20 protein-coding genes are annotated in these 23,670 nt (G+C 41.3%); all 20 read left to right on the forward strand.

Features of this window, described 5'->3' with window-relative positions; all coding sequences use genetic code 11:
* Window positions 1-222: 222 nt before the first annotated feature.
* The 20 genes from KNP96_RS13855 to KNP96_RS16875 all read left to right on the forward strand — a co-directional run bounded on the left by KNP96_RS13855 (window position 223) and on the right by KNP96_RS16875 (window position 23,634).
* Window positions 223-1,464 (forward strand): hypothetical protein, encoded by a 1,242-nt coding sequence (locus KNP96_RS13855; RefSeq protein WP_214771227.1) that lies wholly within the window; start codon window positions 223-225, stop codon window positions 1,462-1,464.
* Between the two features lie 15 nt (window positions 1,465-1,479).
* Entirely contained in the window at window positions 1,480-3,024 is a 1,545-nt protein-coding gene (locus KNP96_RS13860; protein ID WP_214771230.1) for a hypothetical protein, read from the forward strand.
* Window positions 3,025-3,043: 19 nt separating this feature from the next.
* A complete protein-coding gene (locus KNP96_RS13865; protein WP_214771233.1) occupies window positions 3,044-4,207 on the forward strand; it encodes a hypothetical protein in 1,164 nt (387 codons plus the stop codon).
* Window positions 4,208-4,224: 17 nt separating this feature from the next.
* Window positions 4,225-4,683 carry a hypothetical protein gene (locus KNP96_RS13870; RefSeq protein ID WP_214771236.1) on the forward strand — a complete coding sequence of 153 codons (459 nt, stop codon included), beginning with the start codon at window positions 4,225-4,227 and terminating at the stop codon, window positions 4,681-4,683.
* Between the two features lie 20 nt (window positions 4,684-4,703).
* Window positions 4,704-5,795 (forward strand): hypothetical protein, encoded by a 1,092-nt coding sequence (locus KNP96_RS13875; protein WP_214771239.1) that lies wholly within the window; start codon window positions 4,704-4,706, stop codon window positions 5,793-5,795.
* A gap of 51 nt (window positions 5,796-5,846) precedes the next feature.
* Window positions 5,847-6,317, forward strand: coding sequence for a hypothetical protein (locus KNP96_RS13880; protein WP_214771241.1), 471 nt, complete (start codon window positions 5,847-5,849; stop codon window positions 6,315-6,317).
* Between the two features lie 16 nt (window positions 6,318-6,333).
* Window positions 6,334-6,723 (forward strand): hypothetical protein, encoded by a 390-nt coding sequence (locus tag KNP96_RS13885; RefSeq protein ID WP_214771243.1) that lies wholly within the window; start codon window positions 6,334-6,336, stop codon window positions 6,721-6,723.
* On the forward strand, window positions 6,723-7,427 hold the full coding sequence (locus tag KNP96_RS13890; RefSeq protein ID WP_214771245.1) for a hypothetical protein: 705 nt from the start codon (window positions 6,723-6,725) through the stop codon (window positions 7,425-7,427). Before KNP96_RS13885 ends, KNP96_RS13890 begins: the two co-directional genes overlap by 1 nt.
* Before the next feature lie 10 nt (window positions 7,428-7,437).
* Window positions 7,438-7,752, forward strand: a complete 315-nt coding sequence (locus KNP96_RS13895; RefSeq protein WP_214771247.1) for a hypothetical protein — start codon at window positions 7,438-7,440, stop codon at window positions 7,750-7,752.
* Window positions 7,752-8,297 (forward strand): hypothetical protein, encoded by a 546-nt coding sequence (locus KNP96_RS13900; RefSeq protein ID WP_214771249.1) that lies wholly within the window; start codon window positions 7,752-7,754, stop codon window positions 8,295-8,297. Before KNP96_RS13895 ends, KNP96_RS13900 begins: the two co-directional genes overlap by 1 nt.
* A complete protein-coding gene (locus KNP96_RS13905) occupies window positions 8,294-9,061 on the forward strand; it encodes a hypothetical protein (RefSeq protein WP_214771251.1) in 768 nt (255 codons plus the stop codon). The genes KNP96_RS13900 and KNP96_RS13905 overlap by 4 nt, the downstream gene beginning before the upstream one ends.
* 3 nt (window positions 9,062-9,064) lie before the next feature.
* Window positions 9,065-9,889 carry a hypothetical protein gene (locus KNP96_RS13910; RefSeq protein WP_214771253.1) on the forward strand — a complete coding sequence of 275 codons (825 nt, stop codon included), beginning with the start codon at window positions 9,065-9,067 and terminating at the stop codon, window positions 9,887-9,889.
* Between the two features lie 77 nt (window positions 9,890-9,966).
* Window positions 9,967-10,494, forward strand: coding sequence for a hypothetical protein (locus KNP96_RS13915; protein ID WP_214771256.1), 528 nt, complete (start codon window positions 9,967-9,969; stop codon window positions 10,492-10,494).
* Entirely contained in the window at window positions 10,487-11,002 is a 516-nt protein-coding gene (locus KNP96_RS13920; RefSeq protein ID WP_214771258.1) for a hypothetical protein, read from the forward strand. Before KNP96_RS13915 ends, KNP96_RS13920 begins: the two co-directional genes overlap by 8 nt.
* 32 nt (window positions 11,003-11,034) lie before the next feature.
* Window positions 11,035-12,000, forward strand: coding sequence for a tyrosine-type recombinase/integrase (locus tag KNP96_RS13925; protein WP_214771260.1), 966 nt, complete (start codon window positions 11,035-11,037; stop codon window positions 11,998-12,000).
* A gap of 12 nt (window positions 12,001-12,012) precedes the next feature.
* Window positions 12,013-12,450, forward strand: a complete 438-nt coding sequence (locus KNP96_RS13930) for a hypothetical protein (RefSeq protein WP_214771262.1) — start codon at window positions 12,013-12,015, stop codon at window positions 12,448-12,450.
* Between the two features lie 92 nt (window positions 12,451-12,542).
* Window positions 12,543-13,250, forward strand: a complete 708-nt coding sequence (locus KNP96_RS13935) for a hypothetical protein (RefSeq protein WP_214771264.1) — start codon at window positions 12,543-12,545, stop codon at window positions 13,248-13,250.
* Between the two features lie 83 nt (window positions 13,251-13,333).
* The gene (locus KNP96_RS13940; RefSeq protein WP_214771266.1) at window positions 13,334-15,982 is read left to right on the forward strand and encodes a phage tail tape measure protein; all 2,649 of its coding nucleotides are present in this window, start codon (window positions 13,334-13,336) and stop codon (window positions 15,980-15,982) included.
* A 301-nt stretch (window positions 15,983-16,283) separates the two neighbouring features.
* Window positions 16,284-16,499 carry a phage tail tape measure protein gene (locus KNP96_RS13945; protein ID WP_214771268.1) on the forward strand — a complete coding sequence of 72 codons (216 nt, stop codon included), beginning with the start codon at window positions 16,284-16,286 and terminating at the stop codon, window positions 16,497-16,499.
* Window positions 16,500-16,788: 289 nt separating this feature from the next.
* Window positions 16,789-23,634: a peptidoglycan DD-metalloendopeptidase family protein gene (locus KNP96_RS16875; RefSeq protein WP_285801463.1), complete on the forward strand. Its 6,846-nt coding sequence runs from the start codon at window positions 16,789-16,791 to the stop codon at window positions 23,632-23,634.
* Window positions 23,635-23,670 lie beyond the last annotated feature (36 nt).

Below are 23,670 nucleotides of genomic sequence, written 5' to 3' on the forward strand. Positions count from 1 at the left end.
GAAATCAGAACAACAGATAAGATGGCATATGGTTAAATCCTAAGTGCTTCTACAATGGGTCTTTGGTCGCCAAGCTTCGAATAGAAGAAGGTCAAACGACTAGATCGCAAGATCGTACACTCAAGCGAGTGGAAATGGGACACTCTCGAAAGAGATGAAGAAATAGTCTGTTCTTATATGAAAATATAAGGTGCTACGGCCGGTAGAAATTAGCGACTTCTATTGAACAAAATACATGCAGAGAATTACGAAAAAATATTTAGACCATTTTTGAACGTATCTCGTACTCCGGGATTCAAAAACAAACCTGAATATAAAGATTATCCAGTCGAGCCAAACGTTGAGATTATTTTAACGTCTGCTCATTACAAGAGTAACTGGGTGTATGACAAGTGGAGATCTTCTGCTAATCAAATGTTCAAGGGTAACTCAGATTACTTTGCCGTCAATCTTGGTTACGAATTATCGATGGAAGAAGGTCTTCTTCCTGAGAAGTTTATTAAGCAAGTCATGGCTGAGGACGACTTCGACCCTATCGGATTCTCGATGGAGTATGAAGCTATCTTCTATGGGTCTTCAGAAAGAGCTTACTTTAAGCTTGAAGACTTGCAAAAATGCCGGACTATCAAGAAACCTCTCGTCGTCTTTGACGAAGGAACACTTAGCAGTGGTGGAAACAAAACAAAATTAAATAAGTTTAAGATTCCAAAAATGACAGGTGAAAAACGAATCCTTAGTGCTGATATCGCCGTTAGTGGCGGAGACGCAAACGATAACTCAATCTTTACCATGACTCGCCTTATTCCAAATGGTGAGGAATACAAACGACAAATCGTTAACATTGTCTCTATGAATGGTGGAACCGGTGCAAAACAAGCATTAACGCTGAAGCGATTATTCCATGACTTTGAGGCTGATTTCATTGCGCTTGACTGTATTGGTGTTGGTATCGCTGTACACGATGAGCTTATTAAGGTTACTCGTGATGATGAGCGTGACGTCGAATACGAACCTTGGAAGGTTTATAACGACGAAGCGTTGGCTGATCGTGCTCCTTCTAATGCTTTGCCTATCATCTTTGCCGTTAAGGGTACTGCTGATCTCAACCATGAGATTGCTATCAAGATGCGTACCGCTATCGAAAACGGAAAGATTGAACTCCTTATCAACGACATTGAAGGTCGGGACTACATGGGAGAAAAGTTCGATTTCGATAAAAAGGACTCATCTTCAGAGATGCAAGCTCGTATGCTCGCTCCATTCTTGCAAACTTCCGCTCTCATCAACGAAATGGTTAACCTTGAATACGAATTAATCAACGGTAAGATTCGTCTTAGAGAGCGTGGGAAGATGCGGAAGGATAGATATTCTTCACTTGCTTACGGGAACTTATTGGCCTCTCGTCTAGAGGAAGACTTAAAAGACAATGAATCCGACTATGACTTCGGACTATTCTTTAACTAAAAGTGAGGTGAAAATATGTCAGAACAAGAAAATAGCCATGAGGTGAACTCCCTATTCGGTTATTCGATGACCGTAGGGGGTTTTTATAATTATGAGGACAATCCAGAGACCGTAAAACGGTATATCAAAGATCCTATGACTTACTACCGTGAGTTGCGCCGCATTTCTCGTAAACTCTATTCAGCGAACGGTGTTTATACGAATGTTGTCGATTATATGACGGCACTCCCTACCCTTGATCGTGTCGTGTTTGCTAAAGAAGGTCGCAAGAAAGCGGCTAAAACAAAAAAGAAAAACAGCGTACAACGAGCAGAGCAGTTCTTGAATCAGATTCGAGATAAGTCCTTTATGCGCGATGTCATCCATGGTGGGAACATCGATGGTGAATATTTTGCTTACCTTCGTATGGAGCAAGTCGATTCATTCGGCAAAACGTTGTCAGATATGGATATCAACCGGATTACGGAAATCAATGAGATTGACCTTGATTTTAATGCTTCTCTCATGCCTCTTCCTGCTGACTATTGCCGAATCGTTGGTCGAAGAAACAGTTCATATGTCGTCGCATTCGATTTAAAGTATTTCGATGGACTTGCAGACAATAAAATTCAAGTTTTAAAGACATACCCGAAAGAGTTTATGTCGGCCTACCTTGACTACAGCAAGTCACGTAAGTCGAGTGGGCAATGGTTAGTCCTTGATTCAGAGAAGACATTCGCAATCAAGCTTCGTGCGAAGGTTAGTGAACAACATGGTCGCCCTATCGGTTTAGCTGCGTTCAAGAATATGACGTACCAAGATACGGTACTCGAAACGAAACAACGCGTACTAGACGAGGTAAACGGTGAATTAGTCGTTCAGACCTTCCCTGAAGGTGATAAGAAAGGTCAATCCGCCCTTTCGTCAGGCCAACAGAAAGCACAGCATGAATTTGTCCGCGATGCCATTGGCTCTAAGCGAACGACAACAGGAACGCGTGTTATTTCGGTTGCTGCTGGAACAAAGATTGAACGTATGAAAACGAACACGGATATCTTAAATGTGGACGAAGATCATATGGGACTTATCGCTTCAGATTTAGGTTTCGCTTCATCTTTACTTAACGGTAAAGATGGAAACTATTCGTCACAGCAAGGAAACAGTTCATTGGTCGCTGCTCAAGTATTTAATATCATCGAGCAAGCCGAATATGAACTCAATAAGTTAATCAATGCGAATGTCATCGATGAAAGTAAGCTTATCGTCAAGGTGAACTACTTACCGATCACACACTTGAACCGTAAGGAACAGGTACAGAACGCAAAAGAACTTTATACGCTTGGTCGCGGTTCTCTAACAGCGTGGATCGCAGCAACAGGCATGAATCCAGATGCGTATATGTCGCTTATGGATTATGAGTTAGAAAATGATTTCGAGAATAAGTATCCGATTCACCAAACCTCATTCACAGCAACGTCAGAGTCTACCGACGGAGATGATAAAGGTGGTCGTCCCGAAGAGGAAGACACAACGAATCCTTCTACCCTCAAGAGTAAAACAAACGGCGCTGGCCAAGAGTGATTGAAGGGAGGTGAACTAATTGAAACAGATCCTCGAATTGTCAGCCGAAGACAAAAAAACGGGGCAACGCAATATTAAGATTGTGTTGCACGAGATTTACGAGTCTGAAGACCGTTATAACCTTAACGGAATCACATGGCTCAACCCTTATGTAGAACAACGGATTGCAACCGCTATCGGTCAACCTTTTGTCGCTGAGTTCTTTGACTCAGAGCAAGACATGCCATTAGGTCATGGAGAACAAAAGATTATCGGTGGTGAGCTACAATTCAAAAACTCGACAGTCGTTGGTTTGATTCAAGACGCTTATGTCGAACGAGTCGATGTGAATGGCAAATCCATTCTAGCTGCAGTCGCTGAAGGTGTCCTTTATGCGAACCGCTATCCGAGCTTCGTCTCGTGGATCGAACAACAACGAGAGAAAGGCCTTCCTATCGAATCGTCGGTAGAGATTGCCCGGATACCTGGTAACACGTATGTCAACTATCGTGATGGCTACAAAGAGACCGGTCGTATCCCTGTTGACTATGAGTATATCGGCCACGCTATCTTAGGGATCACCCCTGCTGATGACAGCGCCGTCTTACTAGAATTGAACTCCCAAAAGAAAGGAGATTTGTTAATGAAAGAACAAATCGAAGCACTTCAAAAAACGGCTGACGAACGCTTGTTAGAAATTAATGAGCTCAAGGCACAAGTTGAAGCTGCAAAAGAGGAAGTCTCCGCTAAGGAAGATGAACTCAAAGAAAAAGACGCGAAAGCGGCTGAAAAAGATAAAGAGAAAGAGGAAGAAATGAATGCCCTCGTTCTCAAAGTAAAAGAACTCGAAACAAAAACAACTGAATTGAATACGGTTAAAGAAGCTGTTGAAGCTGAACTTAACACATTCAAAGAAGTTGAAGCTGCTCAGAAACTTGAGGAATTGAAAGCTGAATTCAACACAAAAACAGCCATCTATTCTGAGGAAGAAAAAGTAACTGCTGAAGCTGAAATCAATGCTTTCGTCGAAGCTCCATCTGTTGAGTTGATGTCTGCTGCAATCAATAAACTTGATTCTGCTGTCGCTCAAAGTATCTTAGCTACACGTACTAACGAATTAAACGCATCTACTAAAACAAAAAGTAAAGGGATCGAAGAAGTAATCTTGCCATCTGGCGAAATTTCTATCGAAGATCTCTACTAATCAGGAGGAACTATCACATGGCGTTCAAGCTACATACAATTGGCGGCTTCAAAGCAGTCAAAAACGACCCTACGACTGTTGCAGACGTAGCACTTTTACAAGGTCACGCAATCATCTTAGACAAACAAGCAGGTAAATCAAAACTTCCAGTTCTCGCTGAAGCAAAAGGTAAAGAACTTCACGTCGTTGCTAACATTGACGATCAACCATCACTCTTCGCTAAAGAAGATGTCGAAGTCGCTAAAGACGCACACGTTCGTGCATTCCGTTTAGCTGATCTTCAAGGCCTCGAAGTTGAACTTGGCGGTAAAGCATTGGCTGACGAAGCTCGCGTTAAAGGTGACAAACTTGTTGCTGACGTAACTGGTAAATGGAAGAAAGCTGCTGACGTAACTGGTTATGCGCTCTATCTCGAAGTAACAGCACTAAATACATTAGCAGGAAAAGGCGTAATCGCGATCGTTCGCGGCGCTTAATTATAGGAGGAATTTTCTAGATGAAACTCACACATGAAATCAACAGCAACATTGCTGCTGACAAGTTTAAGAAAAAAAATAAAGCTGTAATCGTTGAAGTATTCAACTCTATGCTTAAAGGCGATTCACTCGATTCTTTCGGCGAAAAAGCTCCAGTCGCTGAAGCGAAAATCAAAGAACTCTGTGCTTCTGCTGCAGACGGAGACATCATGGCTCGTGCTGAATTTAACGAATTGCTTCGTTGGGTTGTTCAACCTCGTTTGCTCGAACGCCTTGAGTTATTCAACTTCTTAGGTCAATACAAAAAAATCGGTTACACAGACCAACCTGTCGTTCAAACTTACAAACACTCAATCGCTGAAGCACGTAAGCAAGCTTCACAAGGTGATGTAGCGTTCGGTACGCTTGAGAAAAAAGACAGTCTCGTTGGAACAATCACGATTTCTTCTGGTTTCGCTATCAACTACCGCGAAATGCAAAACGGAAACCTCGACAAAATCAATGAGCACGTTGACCAAGTTGTCACTGACCTCTTGAACGCTGCTACTGGTTATGTCATGAACGAATGGTTCACACAATTCAAAGCACTCGGTGGAGTAAAATATTACAAAGAAACTGCTGGTCTTACTAAAGCTGCTCTTGATGAAATCATCCGTGACGTTCAACGTTATGGCCGTGTTAACTTACTTGGTGACTACGCAATGGTTTCTCAGATTGCTGATCACGTTGGTTTCGCTCAAATCGCTGGTACTCCTGGTTCTGCTCGTATTTCTGACGCTATCCTTGAAGAAATCAACCGTACTGGTATGGTCTCTAGCTACAAAGGTGCTGGAATCGTTGAAATCCCGAACGCTTACAACTTCACTAAATTGCTTCCAGACGGCTCGAACTTCGAATTGTACTTACCAGAGAACTTGTTGTTCGCTATCCCACAAGGACAATCAGTACCATTCCATGTTATCCGTCGTGGTGAAGTAACAACAATGTCAGGGAACGACGTTGCAACTGGTCAAGAGTACACTCGTTTCGACCTCGAAATCGGAGCATTGGTTGACCCTTACGCAATCCAAACAGTCGGTGTCATCGCTGATACAAACCTCGAAGGTCTTTGATTTTTAAGTTAATTAGTACATAATATCTTGTGAGTAAAAGGGGAATTTTATATGGAAATTGCAATGGATAAAAAAGTTAAAGTAGAGAACCTTTGTGCATGGCCTGTTTATTTTGCTCGGCAAATCGGGAATGGTGACGTCAAGATCGCTAAAGGGGCTGTCACCCTCCTGACTGTCGAAGAGATTCAAGCACAAGTATTTAGTGGTAATCGTCAGTTTACCGGAGTAGATGGATCTGGAACGAACGCTCGTCTGTTTATTCAAGACGCCGATGTTCGCCAGTTCCTCGACTTCGAGACGAAAGAGAAGCCACAAAAAGTTATGACCGAAAAAGAGATCAAAGCTATTTTAGCTCTTAAGACACAGGATAAATTCGAAGAAAAGATCAACGACAACATTAAGACAGAAGCAGAGAAAACGAAGCTTCTTGAAGTCGCCCAAAAGGTGAAACTTAATGATTATGACAAGATTCAATTTGTCGAAGAATACACTGGAAAGAGCTTTCAGCTAAAAGTTCAATAACAAAGGAGTGGGTGTGATGAACTACCAAAACGTTGTCGAGGTATTTCACTCTCAATTCGACACGCGCTCCCCTATTGATCCAGGCTTACGGCAGCAGTATTTCAACAATGCACTTGCTCGATTCGAAACAGACCTGTATTCATTAAACATCTCGGATACAGGCGAGTTTCTTGACGAGATTAGCAAACAAGAAATCTACTTGCTAGGTCGTATCATGTACCTGGAATATTTGGGTCGAGAACGTGATCGAATTAATAAAATCAATAACATCGTCGGTAAAGACATCTCACTCACATCTATGGGCGACACAAAACGAGTTGTTCAAATGCAATACGAATCTGTCAAATCGGATGTCGAATCATTGATGTCGAAACTACTTCCTACCTCGTATGACGAGGATTACTAATGTTTGAAGTAGAGAATAAATCGTGGTTCGATAATTCGAATAATGACAGCTATGACCAGCTATCAGGCTTTGAGCAAGATGTCTTCTTAAGTCATACACAACAAACGATGACAGAAATAATCGCTATGTCACCTGAAACAAAATCGGTATCTGTTTTGCGTTATGAAAATGGGCAGCCGATTGAATTTGCGACACAGGTCATTATTCAGTCTCAGAAAACAATGTATGACAAGAACGTCTTGTCTGTAATCGGGCAGATCTATATCGGTGACTTACTAGCGAGCAATGGGAACAAGTATTTAATCACCTCTCCTTCGAGAGAGAATCCTTTCTATGAAGCTCATTACGCACGACTGGCAACATCAACGATTGAGATTGAGACGATCACAAAGGTCGATACTGGCAAACGTGGTTCACTGGGTCAACCGATTTATCGAGATGAAAAAGTGAAAAAAAGCGTTCCTATTGCGTTCCATGCGTACAACAAAGAGTCTAGTGAAGATACATCGGTATACGCTCCTATCAATAGTCCGAAAAGCCAATTGCGCTTCATGGTTCAATACACGCAGAACAATGGCTATTTAAAAGACTTGAGTGAGTTTATGTTCATGGGTGTCACTTATATCGTGACCTATCTAGACTATACGAACACAGAAAATGGACAACGAGGAATCGTTACAGTGGAAGCCGAACGGAAAGCGTGAGGTGCAGACGATGCATAAAAAGGTTTATGAAATCTACATAAAGACTTTGATTCCTAAGACATATAAGATACTCCCTCTTTACGAAGAAAAAAACGAAGGTCTTCCTCGACATATCGCTTCTTTAATCCTTGAGATTGAAGGGGCGCTTTATCATATCGAAGACGTATCTGACCAACAAGAGGTCGTTAGTATCATCGCTATTCTTGAGTCTGTTTATGACATCTCACTCTTTGAAGACGTTTTGGTCGAAGATATGAAGTCAGAGGTATTTAAGTGCCTCTCCATAATTAAACGACTAATCAAGCGAACAGAAGGTGACAACTAATGGAGACAAGAGATTTAGCAATTGTAATTGGCCAAGCTTTAACGGGAGACGAAGAACTTCTTCGTATCCTGCATTACGTCCCTGAGTTTGACGGAGACGACCCACTCGATGAATCGAAACCATCATTGCTCGACAATGACGATATCGATGAGAAGTGGGCGCTGATTAATACTCATATTAAGAACACGCCTAAGACGGACGACTTAACGGTCAATCCTATCGGACGTGTTCTTTTCTTTATGGGTAGACGTTCAAATGGCGTCAACAACCCTGATTTTGACGATCAAGACGTTGTATTCGATGTCATCATGCACGAAGACTATGCCATCAACTATCAGCTTGAAATGGCTGTTGATTACCTGATTAAGGCATTCAACGACCGGCAGTTAGGACGGTTCGACCGCCCTTCCGATCAAAAGGTTGGCATTGGACGCTTAAAGTTTGACGGGAGTGAGCCGATTGGCTCGATTTCTCCTGGTTATATTGGTCATCGAATCGTGTTCGTGGCGACACTTCGTGGTAGAGCGAGGGTTCGTTCACGATGAATGAACATATGACCCCCTATGACCGTCTTTGTATTTTGAACGGCAGTTCTTTGAATCGCGGGGGAATTGAGATTCACTACCCTACAATCAATGAAATTGTCGCGATGAGTTACGAACTATATAACTCAATGATGGTCATCTTTATGACGGACACTAAAGAGTTCTTTAAGGATTCCAACATACCGGAAGAAGAATTGGCAGACATCACATTTATCGACGTCGTACTCAGACAAGAAAGTGATTTTAAAGAACCGGCCATGCTTGTTCTAAAGACATATTTCAATCAAGACTTTTCTGAATCCATTTTTCTAAATGAGGATGGAGAAATGCAAGCCAAAGGTATCACGATCCAAGGACAACCTCTCACAAGTGAGTTATGGGAAAGTATTCGTCTTCTCGTCTTAGAGATGAACGATCTTAATACAGCGAGTGAAGTTGAACCAGTTTTCACCCATCCAAAAGCGAAAGAAATTTGGGAAAAACAAAAGAAAGCTGAAGAAGCACGTAACAAAGCCAAGAATGGCGGCGGACAGACTTTTGAAGATGTGCTTTGTGACATCATCTCTGCTGTATGCTCGAAATCCCATACCATCACCTACTCTAATGTAGGCGATCTTAACGTGTATCAACTGAAAGACCACCTTGGGAAGCTTATCGAGATTGAGGCGTATGACCTTAATATGATGTTTGCTGCTCATGGTGCTGAAATTAAAGACAATAAACACTGGTCGGAATCTAAGTCCGACACTACTGGAGGAAAATAAACAATGAACCAACATGCACTTCGCGATATCGTCGATATGACGTTCTGGGAAACAGACGTAACAACAGGTAAAGAATTCCCTGCTTTCGTAATCGACTCACTTAAATCAGCATCAGTAGAGGGATCTGCTGAAGCAACTGACCTTCGTGGCGGCCGTGGGAATGGTCTCTATACAATTTTCGAATCACAACGTGACATCAACATCACATGTACGGATGCTCTCTTGCTTCCTGAATTGTTTGCTGCTCGAATGGGTACATCTTTGAAAAAATTCTCTGCTGGAAACAAAGGTACTATCCGTAAAATCAATAACCTCGCTGCTCCAAAGCAATCGGGAACTGGCGTCTTCAGTATTACTATTGATGGCACTCCTAAAACACCTGCAGATATGCTTGTATATGTAACAATCGCAGGAGAACGAAAAGCGCTTGCTTATACAGCTACGGCTGTGACAGCTACTGATGCTGGCAAATTCTCTTACGATACTGCTTCTAAGTCAATCAAAGTTGCTAACTCTGAGCTTCCTGCTGACGCTAAAGTAACAGTTCACTTCGAGATGGAAGTTACAGTCGGTGAACAAATCGTTGTTTCTGATGATAAGTTTGCTAACAAAACATACCGCGTTACTGGCGATTACTTCACTCGTATCGTCTCAGGTGATCAAGAAGTTGAAGCTCCTGCTCAACTTGAAATTCCACGAGCAAAATTCGACTCTGCTTTCAACCTGGCTTTCGCTCCAGATGGCGAACCAGTAACATTCGAGTTCAAACTTCGTGCTCTTAAACGTCCTGGTTCGAAAGAACTCATGAAAATCACAATGTACCAATAATTAAAACAAGTAGTACATAGGACGGACATCTTTCTAGGTGTCCGTTACTTTTTTTAGAGAATAAGGAGTTGTTGATTATGGCAGCACAAAAACCATTAAATGTCGTTATGACAGATTTCGACAAGCTGAATCAACTATACGATCAAACGGAACGTGTTTGGTTGAAAGAAAATGAGATTTTCATCGACATCCACCCAACATTTTCACCTGCCCGAATCGACAAGATTCTAGGTGAGATTTTTGAGGTCGTAGGACAGATTCAAGAACAAGGTATTGAAGACATGTTAGAACCTGAATTTATGGATCATGTCATTATGGTTCATGTAATCCGAGAGTTCTCTTCTCTTGATTACCCGGAGGAATTCGAATCGTTCACCGTCGATAAACTGATTCAGTTTATGCAGAACTTAACACGTAATGAATATTATGAGAAAATCTCACTTTCTTTCCCTCAAGACGAAATCCAAAAAGTCTATGAACGGATGACCGGTCGATACAAACAAATTGCTGAAATGAGTCACATGCAAAAGATGATTGAAACTATCAATAGTGAGTTGCCGATCTTCAATGAAGAGGTCGCTCGTCTACGATTAGCTAATGCCTGATATTCAGATTCACAACCATAAAGAGTTGATGGCCGCTCTGTCGGACGCACCCTTTAAAGCAATTGTTCAACCGGATAAGTACAAAAAAGTATTAAAACGCATCGCAAGTCAAAGCGTTGAAGAACATGTTTACGAAAGATATAACCCGACACAGTACCAACGGCGCTATTCAAGAACAGTTGGTGGTCGTGGTGGCCTCGCTGCAGAAAGTAGTATCAAGGTCATTTTTGACCCTAAGAAACAAACAGTTACAACAACCAATATGGCGATGGGTCGTGATTACGACTCAGTCCATGGTGTTTATGAAAATAACAACACATACCTGACACCAATCATCGAGACTGGTCAAGGATACACCTGGAAGAAGAGTTGGATTTATCGACACGAACTCCCACGTCCATTCATGAAAGAAGTCCTAGCAGAAGTATCTAAATACTTCCCCACCCTCATCGGGCAGCGTGGATTTAATAACACCGATAACAAAGTCATGAAAGAGAATCCGTTCTAGGGTTCTCTTTTTTATTGGCGGAAAGGAACGTCATGAAACAAGAAAACAAACTCACTATCGTCACAGAGGATATGTGGGAACAGGTTAACGAATTTAACCAAGAAGTAGCCGAACAATTTTTAAATCAGCTTCACTTATCGACGCACACACTTAAGCAGTATCGTAGCGGTGTACGTCAGTTCTTCTGGTGGGTTAAGAAATATTCAGGAAACAAACCTTTGCACAAATTAAAGGCTCGTGATGCTCTTGGGTATCAGAACTTTTTAATCAAACAAGGATTAGGTTCAGCAGCTATTAAATTCAAACGATCAGTCGTCTCAAGTATGTGTGGGTTCGTCGAGTTGTATTATGAAGACGAATATCCATCATTCCGAAATATCTTCTCTCGCGCTATCCCGTCTGTACCTAGTACGAAGATTCACGAGAAGAAACCTTTGACAGTTGATGAACTGCAAAAGTTAAGCGATGAACTCGAACGTCGGGAAGACTGGCAGAAGCTTGCTTATCTCTGGTTTACCTATTCTACGGGTTGCCGTCGTTCAGAATCAGCTCAAGTACGAAAAGAAGTGGTTGATTATGCTCCAGCTAAAGAAGGGGCTAATTATTATAAGACACATGATATTCGTGCTAAAGGCCGTGGCCTCGAAGGAAAGGTTCGTACATTCACATTTGATGAACGCGCAATGGGATATATGAAGAAATGGTTAGAAGTGCGTGGGGAAGATGAAGTAGCAGAATTATTTGTTAGTCGTCGTGGTCAGAAGGTCGCTCCACTTCAACCTGCTGCATTTAACGATTGGTGTCGAGATGTATTCGCTCCTATCGTCGGCCGTCGGGTTCACCCTCACTTATTCCGTTCGAGTCGTGCAACGAACGCTGCAGTACATGAAGGAAAAGATATTAATCAGATTGCTGCCCTACTTGGACACAATGACATTTCAACAACACAAATCTACATCGTAGACGATTCGAAGGACGATGTATCAGATCTATTCTAAGGAGAGTACACGATGAAAGAATTAAAGTTTATGAAAACAGAGCTCGCACCGGTTCGGGACATTCTAGCAAGTTTTAAACTAAAAGGTAAATCAAGCCGTCTCCGTATGCGGTTGCTCGGTGAAGTCGAAAATCATATTGACGCATATGCAAAGGAAGAGCAGCTTCTTTTGAAAGAATATGCACTTGCAGACGAAAATGAAGAGCTTGTTAAAATCAAAGTCGAAGTAGATGGCGAAATGATCGAAACGTATGACTTTGAGGACGAAGAAGCCTTCATGTCTGAGTTAAAGATTCTACGTAGCGAGTCCATTACGATTGATCACGAAAAGTTTAAAGAAGAGTTGGCGATTGTATTAGATGCTATCGACAATTCAGAAATCGAACTTAGTGGCCAAGAGGCAGTCGCGCATTCTCTCTTGTACGACAAAATTGACGAAGCAATTAATTAATTGACGCTCCCCTCTTATTGTAAAATACGGATTTTATGACCTAAAATAAGGGTATAATATTCATATTCAATACAATAGAAGGGGATATTTATATGAATAAGGATGTTAACAATAGGCACTCATTAACAATAACAAGTTTGTTAACAAAAACAAGCACATCAATAGTAACATTAACATTATTATTATCATTAACATTAATGTTACCAAATCAAGCAAATGCAGCCTCAAAGGAATATGAGTCTTATAAACGTATAAAGCTTGGTATGACAGTAACAGATGTTGCGAAATCCATCTATGGCAAGAGTTATAAATCACATCTTAAAGAAGAGAATAACGTTAAAACATTGAATAGCAAGTTTCTTGTAAAAGACATTCAAAAAGATTACAAATACTATCATTTTGTCTATTATCCAAAGAAAAAATCTAAAGGAAACCTTTTTGAGTACCGTATGTCGATCATCATGAAGACTAAGCAAAAGGGAAACACTTTATATGTAGTCGAAAAGAGCTATGAGCCTACAAAACCTTCTTCTAAATCTTTCTATAAAGGGAAGAAGCCAAAAGAAGGAACGACTCTAACGACTGTAGACAAATCAGTCTCAGGAAAAGGACTCGGTGTTTTTGTTAGTCATTACACTCGCGACTATTCGAAAGTCGGAGAAGTGGTCGGCAAAAATAAAGTAGAATATTCCAAGAAAGAAACATGGATTTACTACAATACACAAAGTTCTACTGGTAAGACAAAATATTCTCTTCCTTTTAAATATGATTACAAAAAGAAAGTCTACATTTTAAATTAATAATACTATTAAGCAAAGCACTGACCTTCGGGTTGGTGCTTTTTTATTTATCAAAAATTAATTGAGTAAAAGGCGGTTAGATCATGGCACAAAGTCCATACAATTATTCATTAGTCATGAATTTCGACGTTGACAAAACCGTTACCAAAAGTAACGTCAATGAGGCAATCAAAGAGATTCAGAAACAGGTCTCGAAAGTAAATCTCGTATTTACTGCCGACACGAAAAACTTTGAGGCGATCATGAAGTCGATGACAGAAGACATTGAGGACGCTATTGCCAAGCAAACGAAGAAGATCGTCACTGTATATACGTCAGCACTCAAGGGTGCGCGTCGAGAACATCGGCAAGCTGTAACACAAATGTTGCGAGAAATAGAATCTGCTGCAAAGCAATCTCGCAAAACAATCGAAAACATCTTCAAAGAACCAGTAAAAATCAATACCAATCTCCAAAGTACCCAATCGGTAGGTTCTAATGCTTCGACTCGTAAACCGTCTGAATCACAGCAACCACGACAATCTAGTCGGATTGATACTGGTGCTCAGACTGACCAAATCTATAAAGATATGGCTGAAGTCGAACGGAATATCCAAGCGGCCGGAGGAAGAATCAGAAAGTCGATTGCTAAGAACCTTGGCGATGGAACATTGAATGGTTTTGAAGTTGAGTTTGCCGATGTGTTCGGAAACGTAAAAAAAGAGTTCTATAAGTTTAGCGATATGCTGGACGAATCAAGCCAAGAGATTGTTCAGGTCTTACATAAGTCGAACGAAGTTATTCGTAAGGACTATGACAAAGTAAATAAAGAACAAGAAAAGCTTGTTAAGCGTCAACAGTCCATCAATGAACAAATTGAAAAATATAAGAAAGCACGTTTCAACAATAAAGGTGATCGAACAGAATTAGAATCAGAGATGAAATTCATTCAGAAAATGATGGATAAACTCGATTTCAATAATGCAGATGACTTTGCAAAAATTGAAGAAGCACTTTCTCGTGTCGAAGAGAAAGGCAAGAAATTAGCTGAAGTATTCGACCAAAAACAAATGATGAAAACTGTTCGCAAGGAAGCTGATGAACTAAATAGTTTGATGGCTAACTTGGAACGCTCTGGAGTTAAGTTAGGTAAGAACCGAGCGAAGCTCATGCAAGACCTTGAGAAGCAAATGGAAGGTGCGTCTTCAGTAGACGACAAGAAAGCTATCGAACAAAAGATTCGTGCAATGAAAGCAGCTTTCCAACAGATTCCTGCGGCGTTAGCACGTGTCGATTGGCTAGAGGCACAAGGATTACTACCGGACGCCGAAATCAAGAAGCTTCGTGAGCGGATTCGTAAGTCAGTTACACCTGAAAACAATTCAGCTATCTTCTTCGATATCAATGCGGCAGCGGCTGATATTCGTATCCTAAAAGACGTAGAGCGTTATATGCGTCGAATCAACGATCTTGAGTTACAGGGTGCGTATTCAGGAATCGACCCTGCTAAGATTCAGCAAATGAAGCAACAACTTGCTCAATTGACGTTAGACCCTAATGGATCTGGTATCAACGAGTTCAAGCAAGAGTTCGGTGATTTACTTCGTGGAATGACTGGAACTGAGAAAGAGTTTAGCAGTAAAAAGCAACAAATGGTCAATGGTTTAAATGATATTTACGACAAGCTTAATCTCACTCAACAAGAACTGGGCGAATTAAATAATCTTGAGATTAAAATTAACAACGCTGAGACTCTATCTGAACTTGACGAAATTCGTCGCGAAGTCAAAAAAACAAAGAATGAGATTGAGTCGATTCATTCGGGTGGTACTGGTCAAGTTACGGATGAAAACAAGATTCGCAGCCTCATTGCGAGTCAAGAGTCTGTTCTCGCTGAAATTCGTCAATCATTTAGTCGTGGTCTCAAAGGTAGTCGCAAGAAGCTCTACGATGACCTTCAGCAAGAATTAACTGAAGCAAAACGTCAAATGCAGCATGCAATCGACAACGGGAAACCATTAGTATTCGAAGTGGTTAACGCGGACGGAAACAGACAGCTTGTTTCTTACGCTGACCACCTGGCTCAAATTCGTGCTCGTGCAATTGGATTAAAGAACGAGATTAAAGACCTTCGTGGTGCAACAGATACAGTAGGATACGCGATGCGTACCGCGTTCGAAAAGTTCCCTGTATGGATGGCTGCAAGTACTGCATTTTACGCTCCGATTCAAGCCTTACAATCGATGTATCAAGTTATTATTGAAGTAGACACACAAATGACAAACTTGAAGCGTGTTATGAACGCCGATACAAACTTTGATGAATTACTTCGCGGGAATATTGATTTAGCAAAAGAACTCGGGAAGACAGTTACAGACATCAACTACGCGATGGAAAACCTCGCTAAGTCTGGTGACTATACAATGCAACAACTTCAGGCATTGACTAAGACTGCGACGATCGCATCGAACGTATCTGATTTATCACCAGAAGAAATGTCCGCTACACTCATCACTGGTATGAGTGTGTTTAATGTAAAAGCTGAAGAATCAATGAGCATCATTGATAAAATGAACGAGGTCGATAATTCCTTCAGCACAACTACAAAAGATCTAGCGACTGGTATGGGGAAAGCTGCAGCAGCGGCAAATCTATACGGAGTTAGCATGGATGAATTACTTGGTTATATTTCTGCTATCCAAGAAGTAACACGTGATTCAGGGGCAACAGTCGGTAAACAAAATGCCGCTTAATCGAGTAATCGATTTCGAATAACTCTACTATATCGGGGAAAGCGTTGAGGAACGTAACCCCAAGGGAAGATTGATAGCAAATCCGTTTAACGGTTAGCGAGCAATCAAAACGTTATCATTCCCCTTAACGACTACACGTAGAGCACCGATCCGCATCGGTTGATGATATAGTCTGATCTGCACCAATAACCTTAAAATGAAAGTGCAGAGAGAAGGTCAAGTGTAAAGACACTTTCAAGAAGAACCTTCTCCGCTACCTTCTGGTAGTCAGTAGTATTCGTAAGAATATGAAAGTAACAGAATGAATGCCATGAAAACAATTTTCTCACGTATTACAATGGGTGGTTCGGTAGAAGCACTTAAAGAAATTAATATCGCTGTTTACGAAGCAGATGGTTCGACTCGTAAATTCGGTGACATTATGGGAGACCTATCTAAAAAATGGAATACCCTCTCTAACGCCCAACAACAGGGATTAGGGAAACAACTCGCAGGAGTGCATCAACTGACGCGGTAAACAATATGAGCCGTCTCTTAGGGAAACCTAAGAGTAATAAACTGAACTGATATCGGTAGAAGCCTAGAGATAGGTAATACCGAGGTAACTATTCAATAGAATAGAGCCGTAACGACTAAGCGTTCAGCTCCTTTAAACTGGAGAATCTATAGTCTGAACTGTACGTATAATCTTAAAGAAGGTACAGAGGGAAGGTCGAGTGTAAAGACACTCTTGGAAGAACCTCCTCCGCCATCAACTGATGGTCAGTAATGCTTACGCATGAAAGTAACAGAATGTCGTAGGTTTGATGCAGAACTATGATGCAGCATTAAAAGCAACAACTGTTTCAGAAAATTCGCAAGGGTCAGCATTACAAGAGAATGCCCGATACCTTGAGTCTGCCCAATCTAAAATCAACTCTTTAGAAGTTGCATGGCAAGAGTTTGCAATTACAGCGTCTAAATCATTCATGATGGACGGAATTATCTTAGGTGTAAATGCTCTGAAAGAAATGACAAATGCTCTTAACGCAATTATTAATCTTGATCCTTCTAAAGGAAACTTACTTTTAGGATTAGGGATGGTAACTGCTGCAATGGGAGGATTAGCGACGCTAATGAACCCTACTCTTCGCGGTTTCGCTACGCAAGGTGGAGCATTAGATTACTTAAAAGATAAGCTTCAAGCGGTTACATATGAATACCAGTTCCAACAAGAAGTTCTTAAAGAACAACGTCAATCTACTGCAGGAGTAAACGCTCAATCTGCTCAAACTCTAACCTTTATGGATCGCATGAAATCTGGAGGAAAAACTGCCGGTGCAGGAATGAGAGTTCTTAGTGGTGCTATTGCAGGTGTTGGTAAATCAATCGGTATGATGATGATTACTTCTTTAGGTGTAGGTCTTGCTTTAGCAGGTATTACGGCTGCTATCGGTTGGATCGTTAAGAAGTTCGCTGAAGCTAAGAATGAAGCTGATGCTCTTGAGAAGAAAATGAATAATCAAATCAAGACGTATAGCGACAACAAAGATTCTATCGATGAACTTGTGGATCGCTACGAAGAACTCAAGAGTAAAACGAACAAAACAGCTCAAGAAACAGAACTTTTCTATCAGACCCAGAAACAATTAGGCAACTATATGCCGGAACTTGTAGCGAAAGTTGATGAACAAGGTCGAACTCACTTATCTACTTCTGTCTCAATCAAGAAACACGTCGAACAACTTAAAGAGTTAGAAGCTTTAAAGAGCAAAGAAAAATTACTCAAAAAGAAAGACAATCTGAATGATAGTGAAGAAGAACTTGCTGATATGGAAAAAGCTAAAGAGAGACTTGAAAAAGCTCTTAAGGTAGCTAAGCAAACAAACAAAAGTAAACCGCCAGAAATTTATCTCTCTGCCAAAGACGGTGGGACTCCACAGGTTTCGGAACAAGACCAAGCTAAAAATGCGATCAAAGAAGAGATAAAACGAGCTCAAGCAGAAAGTGCTCGTGCTGAGAAAACCGCTGAAGTTTTAAAACTTAAACAAGATATCTTTGACCTAGAGCGTAAACAAGAAATCGGTTATGACTCTATGAGTAAAGAGCAACGAAAAGTTGTAGACAGCCTACTTGACCAGGTTGACGGGGCAGTTCTCTATAACGATAAAACAGATGAAGGAAAGAAAAAAGTAAAAGAGTTAAAAGATATCCTTGCAGGGATTTCAAAAGATATGGCAGATATGCCGACGATCGACGAGAAAATATTTAGTGCCTCAAGCAAACAAGATCAAGGGTCTCAGTTCAATAGCTTTGTAGAAAATTCAATCTCTAAAATTGAGATTTTAACTGCTAGAAAACGTGAGCTAGAGCAGCAGGGTTCGCTAAGCGATAAAGAATCTCTTGAATACAGTAAGCTAAACACCGAGTTATCATCTATCGCCTCTACTGTTAGCAAGAATATCCCTCTCTTTGATAGCTTTGGCTATAAGGTTTCTGCTGCAGATAAAGAGTTAGTCGATTCTAATATGACTATGGGCGATGCTCAAGTTGCAGCTCTTAATCTAAAAGCAGCACAAATGGAAGCTACAGACGCTATGGGAGAATTTGCGGATGCTGCAGACATGGCTACCGCCGGAGCATCTACTTTAGCCGAACAACTTGGTTACACTGACGACGAGTTCTCTGCTTTCACAGACACGCTAGGTGGATATAATGAGATTCTCTTGGACGCTGCAAATGGACATACGTTTACAGCGGATGAAATGATGAGTCTTGTTAAAAAAATGCCACAATTGGCTAGTGCTTTTAAAGTTGAAAATGGCGTAGTTAAGTTAAACCAGAAAGCAGTTGAAGCTTTACGAGAAGCCCAACTTAAGCAATTCAAAGATAAGGTTGCTCAACAGAAAGTCTCTCTCTTAAATACGCTAACAGAATCTAAGTACTCAGCCTACCTCGCGAATAGCAAGATTAAATCCATCAAAACTGTTGCTCAAGCGGAGCTGATGCTCGTTGAAGTTAAGAAGCAACAAATGCAAGCGTTAATCGAATTGGAGCGTAGCAATCCAGATCCTAATGCTCGTGGTATCATGCACGCTTACGACGTCAACACGCGGACAGACTATAATCCTTACTATCGTGCCCTTGAGAACGTGCTAGGTCAGATCAAAGCATTAGACGCTTCTGCTGCCATCATTACTGAGGGTATGGGGGCATCAATCAAAGACCTTAATAAAGCAAATAAAGCGGCCGAAGAGCAGAATAAGAAAACCACTGAGTCAGAAAAAGATAAACAGGAAACCCTAACTGATTCTACATATCTTACGAATAAATATACTGAAGCTATCGACAAGGCAACACGAGCCTTAGAGAAACAGCAAAGTAGACGTCAAAAGTATGTTAAAGGGTCTAAGGCGTATAGTGAATCGATAAAGAAAGAGATTGACTTACTTAAGAAGCAAATTGAAGCAACAAATGCTTATGAAAAAGCTCTTGAAGATGCGAATAAGAAAAAGAAACTTATCCCTACTACCGGTGTCAGTAATGGCGAAGTTACTTACGTCGTAGATAAAGACGGCAAAATCAAACAAACAACCAAGCCAAAAGATACTACGACATATAAGCCTCCGGCGAGTAGCGGTGGGTCTAAGAGCTCTGGGTCTAGTAGTAGCGGATTTAAGAAGACCGGCTCAAAAGTTCTATCCGGTTGGGGAACAACAAATAGTCCTTACGGTCAGAAGAGAACAATAAATGGTAAAACGTGGGTTCACGAAGGTATTGATTTAAAAGGGTACAACGGAGAACGACTCGATTCACGCGTCAACGGAACGGTAGTTCATGCAGGTGGTACGAACGCTAAGTGGGGAGTTCCTTGGCAATACGGAAACACAGTTGTTATCCAGTCTGGAAGTTATCTTCACTTCCACGCTCATTTAAGCAAGATCACGGTTAAAACTGGGCAAAAGGTCGGTGTTGGTCAGCAGATCGGCTCAATTGGTAGTACTGGAAATTCTACTGGAGCACACTTGCATTATGAAATCAGAAAGATTAACAGTGCTCAAAACGGGCAGAAATCTCAGTGGGGAAAAGGTCTAGTCAACCCTACTTCGTCCGCTAAATCTGCTGAGTCAGGCAAAAAGACAACCTATAAATGGTCTTCTGGCTCAACCAAGGCGTCTGTTTCTTCGATGTCTACATCATCTATATCTTCTAGCGCGGTTAAGACGAGCTCATCATCTAAGTCTCCTCTATCTTACTTGAAAAAGCCTACGAACAAAATCAAGGATGGTTATGCAAGTGGACTGCTAAAAGGTAAAGAAGACCTTTTTGAGAAGTTCGGAAAACAGTATGGTGTTGACCCTGTCCTTGCGATGGCAATTGCGATGGCTGAAACTGGTCGCGGAACCAGCGACGGAATCAAATACAAGCATAACGTCGGTGGAATGATGAGCCCTTCTTCAAATTGGAAGAAGCTTATTCAGTTTGACAATATCAATCAAGGTATTGAGTCGCATATTAAAAACCTTGCAAAAAATTACTCTGATAAAAAAACATTGTCAGCGATTCAAAAAAAATACGCACCTAGAAATGCCGCCAATGACCCTAATGGCCTAAACAAAAACTGGTTAGGCAATGTTGAATTTTTCTATAAAGAGATGTTCGCAAGTTCTGGATCTGGATCATCTAGCTCGAATAAGTCTAAGAGCTCTAACCCTAAAACAGAGTCTGAAGCCAAAAAAAAGGCGGACGCTAAAAAGAAAGCTGCCGAAACGAAAGCTGCTCTTGCTGCTCAAAAACAAGCTGAACGCGACGCAGAAATTTCTTTAAACGAACAAAAAGACGCTTTGTCTCAAGCTTACCTTGAATTGTTTACAAACCGGGCAGACATGGTTCATCAAGCATATGAAGAGTTTGTAAGAGAAGAAGAAGACCTAAGAGCCCGTAGAGAACGCATGAGCGGTTCAACTGAAAGTGGTATTAAAGTTGATGAAATGTTGCTTACAAATGCGAAGAAACAAAGAATCAAAACGGAGCAAGAAATTTCTCAAATCACAGAAGACTTAACTGGCAAGAGTGCAAAATATCTTACCACGGCTCGTCGTGCTGAGCTTCTTCAACGTAAGGCAGACTTAAAACGAGCACTTAAACAAGAGAAATATGAAGAACTTGATGCTCTAGCTGATCTCTTGCGTGATAAAGCTTCTTTACGTGAACGACTCGAACGTGTGCAGGGTAACAAGTATACAGAAAGAAACGCTTACCTTGACCGAAGAAAGTCAGTCTTAGTCGGGGAATCGAATACTGATCAGATTAAGAACTATCGTTACACTGTCGAGCAAGAAGCTAATACGAAGCGTCTCTTTGCAATTAAGAAACGCGCGATGGACTATGAGGTCAAGAAGCTTGCAGAAGTTCAGAAAAAATATGGTCGAACGTCTCAAATGTATAAAGATCAACTTGAACTCGTCCAGAAGTATTCTGAAGAGCTACTCGGTCTCGAACAGTCGATTATAGATCTAAACAATGCCCAACGTGAGATGCTGGCAGGACAAGCAGATAGTATCATCGACACATTGCGTGATGCAATTGAACAACGACGAGATGCCGAGATTAAAGCGATTGAAGAAGTCGAAGAAAAGCGTATGCGTTCTTACGATATCGCACTGAATAAGCAACGGAATGCTCACGAAGAAAAAATGAAGCAGATGGATGACGAGCAAGATAAATACAACAAATTTATCGACGACCGACTGAAAGCAATGGATAAAGAAGATGATTCTCGTTCGAACAAGAAACAAATGGATGAGTTCGCGAAGAACGAAGCAGACATTCGGAAGCAATTGAACGCATTGTCTCTCGACGATTCATACGAGGCGAAAGCGAAGAGAAAAGAATTGCTTAAGCAACTCGAAGACTTAGAGAAAGAACGTTCTGACTACCTCTATGATCGTAATCGCGACAAACAGCGCGAGGCGCTTGAAGACGAACGAGACGCTTACAATGAAAACATGGACAAGAAGAAAGAAGCAGAAGACAAAGCTTTCGATGACTACGAAAAACTCTTAGAGAAACGCCGCGAGGCAGAAGAACAGCTCTACGAAGATATGAAGGAGCAGCTCAACAAGTCTTATGACGAGTTATTGAACGACGAACGTAAATGGGGAGCGATTCGTGACCAGATAATGAAAGGCCATTATGATAACGCTGAGGCAATGGCGAAAGATATGCTCAAAGGGACATCGAAATACTTTAAAGAAGTCTTAGACAACTCAGGAGACACGTTCAAAGGAATCGTCGGTGACATGGCAGAACTTTACGATGAGACTGATCTGAAGACCATTGCGATGTCAGACCATCTCAAGAAAGCTTTGGATAAATTGGCTGCAGACGGCTCTACTGCCTATGACCTTCTTGGGGATTCAATTGAGAACAATATCATTGCCAAACTCAAGGAAGTTCTTGATTTAATGAAGCGAATGAAAGATGAAAATTTCAATACGACAGCCCCTACCCCTTCAGCTGGTGATGACCATTCGAACGATAACGCTGAAGGAGCATACAAGATGTATGCGAATCAAGCTAAAAGCGGACAAGGTATTGACGTAAGGGACTCTGTAAATGGGAAAATTATCGGGTCGCTCATGCATGGTCGTCAGTATGAGGTCATTCGTAAGACAGACTCTCATTCTCAGATAAAGCTTGATAACGGTCAAGTAGGCTGGGTTAAGAATAGTGAGCTGTCTACGACGAACGTTTCGACTAAGTACGGAACAGGATTCGATGACAAACACCAAGATAAGATTCAAGACATGCGTAAAATCATTGATGACTTCCAAGAAGACTACAAGTATAGCAGTAGTGGAGCTAAAGCTCGCTTGTCTAAAGTTAAGGCGGAAGCTGGTCAAGGTGGGTACGATATCTATCTAGAAGCGATGAAAGAAAAAGAGAAGTACATAGACACGATGGAAAATGAAATCACTTCTAAATACAAAAAAGACTTCGAAAATGCAAAGAACGATGATGACCGGTGGAAGGTCGCTTCTCGGTTCACGCAAGCATTAGATGACTTGAGAAGCCAGTCTATCATCTCCCAACGTGAGTTGGACGCCCTGTATAATGACTTGATCAACAAGGTAAAAGATACGAAGACAGGTACTTCAAAAGCTGCAGAAGATGTAGCACTTCGCAAAGATCCTTATTACCTTAAAGACAATGCAATCAAGATGATCGACAAAGGGACGAAAGTTAAAATCCTTGGAGACAAAGGCCTTTACTACCAAGTGGAAGCTGACGGCAAAAAGGGATACGTTCTTAAAGACAAGATTGCTAAGTTCAAAACAGGTGGTATGACTCCGGGTAATATCCCTGAGTCTGGTGCTATGGCTATCCTTCATAAAAAGGAACTCGTCTTGACCGAGCAACAGACTGCGAACTTGTTGAAAACAATTAAGCAAACAGACGCTATGATGAAGCCTATGCAAGCATTGTGGAAGATGATGAACGGTGTGAAGACGAAACCGAACATCGCTCAACGTCGAGACGATGGTGTCATGATTGAGAATATCCATCTGGACTTCTCGAATAACCAAATCAAAGACGGCAAACAAGGTGCAAGAGAGTTTGCAAAAGAACTTATCAACTTGCAGCAAAACAAATTCAACAAACGGTTCTGAGAGTGAGGGTTTCCCCTCCTCTCTTTTCTTATGGAT

The sequence above is a fragment of the Exiguobacterium sp. s133 genome, assembly GCF_018618595.1.
GTDB classification, from domain to species: Bacteria; Bacillota; Bacilli; order Exiguobacteriales; family Exiguobacteriaceae; genus Exiguobacterium_A; species Exiguobacterium_A oxidotolerans.

Bases quoted from the DNA above. Each gene is read 5' to 3' on its own strand.
- KNP96_RS13860 (WP_214771230.1), top strand. From the start codon at position 1,480: ATGTCAGAACAAGAAAATAGCCATGAGGTGAACTCCCTATTCGGTTAT.
- KNP96_RS13870 (WP_214771236.1), top strand. From the start codon at position 4,225: ATGGCGTTCAAGCTACATACAATTGGCGGCTTCAAAGCAGTCAAAAAC.
- KNP96_RS13875 (WP_214771239.1), top strand. From the start codon at position 4,704: ATGAAACTCACACATGAAATCAACAGCAACATTGCTGCTGACAAGTTT.
- KNP96_RS13880 (WP_214771241.1), top strand. From the start codon at position 5,847: ATGGAAATTGCAATGGATAAAAAAGTTAAAGTAGAGAACCTTTGTGCA.
- KNP96_RS13885 (WP_214771243.1), top strand. From the start codon at position 6,334: ATGAACTACCAAAACGTTGTCGAGGTATTTCACTCTCAATTCGACACG.
- KNP96_RS13890 (WP_214771245.1), top strand. From the start codon at position 6,723: ATGTTTGAAGTAGAGAATAAATCGTGGTTCGATAATTCGAATAATGAC.
- KNP96_RS13895 (WP_214771247.1), top strand. From the start codon at position 7,438: ATGCATAAAAAGGTTTATGAAATCTACATAAAGACTTTGATTCCTAAG.
- KNP96_RS13900 (WP_214771249.1), top strand. From the start codon at position 7,752: ATGGAGACAAGAGATTTAGCAATTGTAATTGGCCAAGCTTTAACGGGA.
- KNP96_RS13905 (WP_214771251.1), top strand. From the start codon at position 8,294: ATGAATGAACATATGACCCCCTATGACCGTCTTTGTATTTTGAACGGC.
- KNP96_RS13910 (WP_214771253.1), top strand. From the start codon at position 9,065: ATGAACCAACATGCACTTCGCGATATCGTCGATATGACGTTCTGGGAA.
- KNP96_RS13915 (WP_214771256.1), top strand. From the start codon at position 9,967: ATGGCAGCACAAAAACCATTAAATGTCGTTATGACAGATTTCGACAAG.
- KNP96_RS13920 (WP_214771258.1), top strand. From the start codon at position 10,487: ATGCCTGATATTCAGATTCACAACCATAAAGAGTTGATGGCCGCTCTG.
- KNP96_RS13925 (WP_214771260.1), top strand. From the start codon at position 11,035: ATGAAACAAGAAAACAAACTCACTATCGTCACAGAGGATATGTGGGAA.
- KNP96_RS13930 (WP_214771262.1), top strand. From the start codon at position 12,013: ATGAAAGAATTAAAGTTTATGAAAACAGAGCTCGCACCGGTTCGGGAC.
- KNP96_RS13935 (WP_214771264.1), top strand. From the start codon at position 12,543: ATGAATAAGGATGTTAACAATAGGCACTCATTAACAATAACAAGTTTG.
- KNP96_RS13940 (WP_214771266.1), top strand. From the start codon at position 13,334: ATGGCACAAAGTCCATACAATTATTCATTAGTCATGAATTTCGACGTT.
- KNP96_RS13945 (WP_214771268.1), top strand. From the start codon at position 16,284: ATGAATGCCATGAAAACAATTTTCTCACGTATTACAATGGGTGGTTCG.
- KNP96_RS16875 (WP_285801463.1), top strand. From the start codon at position 16,789: ATGCAGAACTATGATGCAGCATTAAAAGCAACAACTGTTTCAGAAAAT.